The following is a 6,470-nucleotide window of genomic DNA, read 5'->3' on the forward strand; positions in this document are numbered from 1 at the left end:
ATCATATTTTAGAAAACCTTGCAATATTTTCACAGGGTAGAAATCAGTTTTTCCCAATAGTTATGCGGGCTGGGCGGGATTTTAAGGGACGACTAACATAGGATAGTTTTACAAAGCCATTATAGCTTGTTCCACTAAATTCATTAAAGCCAATCACCCAATTCACGCCTAATTGATATCCCCAATATCGGCACCAATATTTACGAAATGCGTAACCAAAAATTATCTCTTTTCCAGTATTAAATACATCATCATAGCTACTTTTCACTTGTTCTTCGTTCTCCCCATACGCCAAAGTTAAATCATAAAATTTTTTCTTTCTAAGCGTTACATTTTTCAAGGAAGAATCTTTCTTTGCATTTGTCGTGTCAATCGCAGCAAGAGAATCTTTTCCATTTTCTTTATTTTGTTGTAAAGAATCCGTTTTTACAGTATCGACGGGAGCATTCAAATCTTTGGCTTGTAAATTTTGAATGTTCATTGCATTGGGATTCAAATTGACTTTCACTTCGCAATTTTGAAATTTTTCACAAGCAGTAAAAATATCGTTTGCTGCGTTTTGAGTCGCTTCTAATTTTTCAATTTGAGATTCTAACGATGATGCTTTTGCGCTGGAATCGTCGGCTAAAGTATCCGAATTGAAGTGCGAAAAATTTTCGCTGCATTGGCAAAGCTGTTCGACTTTAATGCATTTTGATGCATCGGCAGAATTGCTGAAACATGCGCTGCAAAGTTCTGCACATTTATTTCGCGTAGACATTTGACTTGGTTTTGCTACAAAATTTTTCAATTCATTCTCTTGCAGCACAAATTCAAATTCGCAATTATTTTGTTGACACGAATGATAAAGTGTATCCGCAAGCATTGTAATTTGTTCGTTGTTCGCTGCAAAAACAAAACCTGCGAATAAAAGAAAATAAAAGTATTTCATTTTGCCCCTTAGAAAAGAATATTCATTTTTATACGGAATGCGTTGTAATCATTGTTATAGTTGAGATGTGTTTCGGTGTCGCCGTCCGAAATACTTTTGCGTGTAATCGCTTGAAATCACAAAAAGCCTGTACATTGATATTCCAAAGAAAAATGCCGTGAGATTTCTAAGCCAAATCCAAAGTATCCAAAAAAGTCCCAGTCTTGTATGTTGTATTCCACAGAAATATTTTTATCTAAAATATCATATTCAAATGCTTCGGCTTTAAATTCAAGATTTCCAGAAAGTGGTTTTCGGACAATCAGAGAATAAGAAAGGAATGGTTGAACGATGCGAGTTATCGGAATGGAAAAACGCAATTCTAAAGGAAATTCAATGGAATACTTTGTAAAAGTAATTTCGACGCTAGCGTATTTTGAATAGGACTCAGAATGATAATCGGTATTAAAAAGGTTAAAAGAAGCATTAAAATGAATGCCTGTTGAAAAACTAAAATATTTCAAAAAATAACTGCGAACGATAAAGCCAACTAAAATTTCGTGAAAATATTCATCAACGGATTCAAATAAATATTTTGAATTGTCATATAAAAACAGACTTTCATACAAGCCATATCCAATGGTAATTCCTGCGAATGTCGATCTCTGCGGAGGTTCTTCTTTTTTAGGTTCGTCATTCTTTTGTTCGTTATTTGCTGGTTCTTCTTGTTGAACAGGCTCTTTTGAAACCGTTTCTGCAGAATCGGTTTTGACAGCCGTTACAGCAGTTTGTTCGGAGGAAATTTCAATCTGAAAATTTTGAATTTTTAATGTGCTTTCGTCCAAGCGAAGTTGAATCGAAATATTTTCTAAACTATCTGCCGCATGAAGAATTTTCCCTGCCGCAATTTGGGTCGATTCCAAACGCGCAAGTTCCAAGTCAAAGGAATCCACCGTGCTCAAAGAATCTTGAATTTTTTTGCGAGAAATAATATCGCTGCATTGGCAAAATTTTTCCACTTTCAAGCAATTTGAACTCGAAAGAGAATCCGTAAAACATGCCGAACAAAGTTCAACGCATTCGGTGCGCACTGCAGGCGTTTTTGACTTTGACACTTGAATTTCTGTGATTGCGTGATCTTTCGTCGTAATTTGAAATTCGCAATTTCCCGCCAAGCAAGACTGATAAAGGCTATCCGCCAAAGCATTGGCTTCGGGATTGGCGTAGGCAAGCAGGAATCCGCCTAAAAGCAAAAAAATCGGTAAAAAAAACTTCATTCACGCCTCAAAATCAAATTTATTGGTTAATTATATGTTTTTTTTGCTTACGGCAAGGGTAAAGAGGGAATTTCACCATTTTTCTTTTCTCTTAAACTTTTCCCCAATTTTAACTCGAATGAATTTCTAGAAAATTTAAAATTCTACGTTCAAACTCAATGCGAACCGTTACGAAGCCCAAAATGAATCGCAAAAAAGCAGCATCCCATCCTCGGAATGCTGCCGACAATTTTTTGAATTAGAAAACTTTAAAAATGATTTGCTACTAAGCGAGATTTTTGATTCTCAGCATTTTAATTGGAGCTAAAAATTTATCTGCAAAAAGCCCGCACGAAGTGCGGGCTTTCATTTTTTACATTTTGCGATGAAGTGAACGTTAATTTATTGCGAATAAATTAAGCTTTGGGCGCTATGCGCCCAAGCCTTACAGCTCTGTCATGGTTGCGCAAGCACAACCGCGACTCTCGCCTTGTTAAGCTTTTTTCGTCGTAAAGCTGAACTTTTCGCCGTCGGCTTCGTTTGCATCGAGGCCATCGGCAGAATTTGCCCAAGTGATTTTTGTCGCTTGAGTTTCGTTCGCAATGTACGATTCATTTTCCGAAACCGCTTGCTTGAACATTTCACTTTCACTGTAAAGGGTGACTTCGATTTTATCGGTGATTGTGTAGTTCTGATCCTTGCGGCGATTTTGAATGCGGTTCACGAGTTCGCGGGCGACGCAAGCGCGGCGCAAATCATCGGTCACATTCAAATCGAGAGCCACGGTAAAGTGCGAATTCGCATCGACCGCCAAGCCTTCGGGCACAATGCGCTGAATCATCAAGCAATCTGCGCCGACTTCGCCAAAGTCAAACTTAATCGTTTCGCCACCTTGCAGCGATTTGATTTCGTCTGGCGTTAAGCTGTTGAGCTTTGCCGAAATGACTTTCATGTTCTTCGCATATTCCGGGCCTTTCGCCTTGATGCCGAGGAAGTTTGGCTTTGCAGACAACTTCACCAAAACGGATTCATCTTCTAAGAATTTCATTTCGCGAACGTTCAATTCTTCTAAGATTAAATCCTTCATCGATTCGGCGACTTGCTTTTCAATTTCACCGTGAGCGACAACCGTCATCGAAGCAATCGGCATGCGGTTTTTCACATTGTTCGTTGCACGAATGGCGCGTCCCATTTCAACCATGCCGCGGACCATCGCAATGCGATTCACCAAAGCTTCGTCCTTCAGCGATTCGTCTGCGCTCGGGAACTCGCAAAGGTGCACGCTCACCGGAGCGTTTGCATCAACTTCGCGAACGAGAATCTGGTAAATTTCTTCGGCCAAAAGCGGGAGGAACGGTGCAAGGATTTTGCTAAAGTCCACGAGGACTTTGTACATCGTCGCATACGCTGCATTTTTATCGCCATCGTTTTCGGATTTCCAGAAACGGCGGCGGCTGCGGCGCACATACCAGTTTGTCAAATCATCGACTGCAGCGATGATTGCGGGCACCACATTGTACAAGCGATACGCTTTCATTTCGACTTCGACTTTCGAAGCCAAATCTTGAAGAGTTGCAAGCATCCAACGATCAAGTTCATTTTCGCTCTTCACGACATCGCCCGGTTTCCAGTTGAGCTGGCCCTTGGCAGCGTCGGCGTTGTGGTTAGACACAAAGAATGCCACAGCGTTCCAGAGCGGGAGCATCACCTGCTTCACGATGCCCTTCACGCCTTCTTCGCTGAAGCGCAAATCTTCGGCCTTCAAAGCGGCGGAGTTGATCATGAACAAGCGAATAGCGTCGGCACCCGTGCGTTCGATGAGGTCGTTCGGGTCCGGATAATTCTTCTTGGACTTACTCATCTTCGAACCGTCTTCGGCCAAGATGATTCCGTTCACGATAACATTTTTAAACGCGGGCTTTTGGAAAAGCGCATTCGAAAGAACCGTTAACGTGTAGAACCAACCGCGAGTCTGGTCAAGACCTTCGGCGATAAAGTCCGCCGGGAAACTGTGTTCGACGAGTTCCTTATTTTCGAACGGATAATGGCGACTTGCATACGGCATCGAGCCCGATTCAAACCAGCAGTCAAAAACTTCTGGCGTGCGCTTGAATTCTTTGCCGTTTTTCTTGATGACGATTTTATCGACAAAATGTTTGTGCAAATCTTCGAGAGTTACACCGGTCAGGTCTGCCAATTCTTTAATCGAACCCACCGCAATCATTTCGCCGTCTTCTGCAATCCACACCGGAATCGGAGTTCCCCAGAAGCGGTTACGGCTCAAGTTCCAATCGCGAGCGTTTGCAATCCACTTGCCGAAACGACCGTTCTTGATGTGTTCCGGAATCCAGTTCACCGTCTGATTGTTTTCGACCATCCATTCTTTCAAAGTCTTGGTCACGCCATCTTTATTGGTAACGGGAGCGTCGATTTTTAAGAACCAAGTCTTGAGAGCGCGATAAATCAGAGGAACGCCGGTGCGCCAGCAATGCGGATAGCTGTGAACAATCGTGTCCTGCTTGAACACGCGGCCTTGTTCCTTGAAGTAGCGGATAATGCTCTTGTCAGCTTCCTTTGCGCCAAGTCCTTTCCACATCGGAACTTTGTCGGTGAATTTTCCTTCGGTATCGAGCGGATCAAAAAGTCCGAGATCCAAACGAGCGCCCGTCTGGAAGTCTTCTTCACCAAAACTCGGCGCGGTATGCACGGCACCTGTACCATCTTCGGTGCTCACATAGTCGGCGGTGTAAATTTTGTAATGGCGAGAAAGCTGATCGGGAGTCACATATTCATCCGAAATATGCGAAAGCGCTTCGTAGCTCTTGCCCGCAAGTTCAGAACCCATGCAAGTATCGACGATATTTGCATTCTTAAAATAAGCGGCAGTGCGACTTTCGGCAATCCAGTATTTCTTGCCTTCGAATTCCACAAGGTTGTATTTAATATCTGCGCCAACGACAATGCAGAAGTTCGAATACAAAGTCCACGGAGTCGTCGTCCAAACGAGAAGGCTCGTATCTTTAAATTTCGCTTCGTCAGAAATCAGCGGGAAAATCAAAGTCAACGACGGATCTTGGCGATCCTTATAACCTTGGTTCGTTTCAAAATTCGAAAGCGGCGTTGCAAGCGCTGGGCTATACGGCTGAATGCGATAACCTTGATATATCAAACCTTTATCAAAGCACTGCTTAAAGACCCACCAGACCGATTCCATGAAATTTTTATCCATGGTCTTGTAGCCTTTATCAAAATCGACCCAACGGCCCATGCGGCGAACAGTCGTCTTCCATTCGCTCGTATATTTCAACACTTTGCTGCGGCAAGTTTCGTTGAACTTATCGACACCGAGCTTTTGAATTTCTGCAACGCCAGCAAGTCCAAGCTCATTTTGCACAAGCGATTCAATCGGAAGCCCGTGACAGTCCCAACCAAAACCGCGCGGCACGCGCTTGCCCTTCATCGTCCAATAACGCGGCACAATATCCTTAATCGTACCCGCAAGCAAATGCCCATAATGCGGAAGACCCGTCGCAAACGGAGGGCCATCATAAAAAGTATAAGGTTCAGATTCGGGGCGCGAATCAAGCGACTTCTTAAAACTATCATCTTTGTCCCACAACGCAAGCACACGCTCTTCGATCTGCGGGAAGGTTTCTTCTTTCTTTATTTCACGAAACATTTGAACCTCAAATAAAATTTTTCGTGGAAAATTTAAAAAAATTAATATTCAATGCACAATTAACAATGACCAATGCACAATTAAATTAGGCGGGAATAATTATGAAAGTAAAATTTTCAAAAATTCATTCGGCGTTACAATAAAAGGCTTCTTAGGAAAATGTTTAATATTTCCAGTCACAAGCTTTGCCCCTTTATCTTGCTTATCTAAAACAACTTCATAAAAAGGCAAATCTTTTATATCGGGAATTATTTCATTTGTATGTTTAGGATTTACCAATAAGCCTAATTTTTGAATTGCACCAAGAAATGTGGCGACTTTATTTTCTGAAAAATGAAATTTCTTTCGCCTTAAAACTTCGTTATATTCTTGCAAAATGCAATCACTAAAAACAGGAACAACTTCCCCCTAAAAAATTCTCTTTACAACTTGAACAGTTGCAGCATCTTCATGACTTGTCAAAAGGACTCTATCCATAAAACTGTGTCATTCACCACCAAGCATCATTTGAAAAATGATGTAAATTGAGGAACTATGATGACACACGAAGAATATAAAGAGATGATCAAAAAAGCAGCATCTCAGTTCAAAACAGGAAAGCCAATTTTTGGCAAAGACGGAGCAT

The 6,470-nt window shown here is 41.8% G+C and carries 4 protein-coding genes; all 4 read right to left on the bottom strand.

Features of this window, described 5'->3' with window-relative positions:
- Nucleotides 1–43: 43 nt before the first annotated feature.
- Nucleotides 44–931, bottom strand: coding sequence for a hypothetical protein (locus B0H50_RS12645; RefSeq protein WP_109587896.1), 888 nt, complete (start codon nucleotides 929–931; stop codon nucleotides 44–46).
- Nucleotides 932–1,047: 116 nt separating this feature from the next.
- Complete coding sequence (locus tag B0H50_RS12650; protein ID WP_106197920.1) at nucleotides 1,048–2,187, bottom strand: outer membrane beta-barrel protein; 1,140 nt, start codon at nucleotides 2,185–2,187, stop codon at nucleotides 1,048–1,050.
- Nucleotides 2,188–2,659: 472 nt separating this feature from the next.
- On the bottom strand, nucleotides 2,660–5,845 hold the full coding sequence (ileS, locus tag B0H50_RS12655; protein WP_109587897.1) for an isoleucine--tRNA ligase: 3,186 nt from the start codon (nucleotides 5,843–5,845) through the stop codon (nucleotides 2,660–2,662).
- A 99-nt stretch (nucleotides 5,846–5,944) separates the two neighbouring features.
- On the bottom strand, nucleotides 5,945–6,220 hold the full coding sequence (locus B0H50_RS12660; protein ID WP_199219642.1) for a PIN domain-containing protein: 276 nt from the start codon (nucleotides 6,218–6,220) through the stop codon (nucleotides 5,945–5,947).
- Between the last annotated feature and the right edge of the window lie 250 nt (nucleotides 6,221–6,470).

The sequence above is a fragment of the Hallerella porci genome, from assembly GCF_003148885.1.
Classification (GTDB): domain Bacteria; phylum Fibrobacterota; class Fibrobacteria; order Fibrobacterales; family Fibrobacteraceae; genus Hallerella; species Hallerella porci.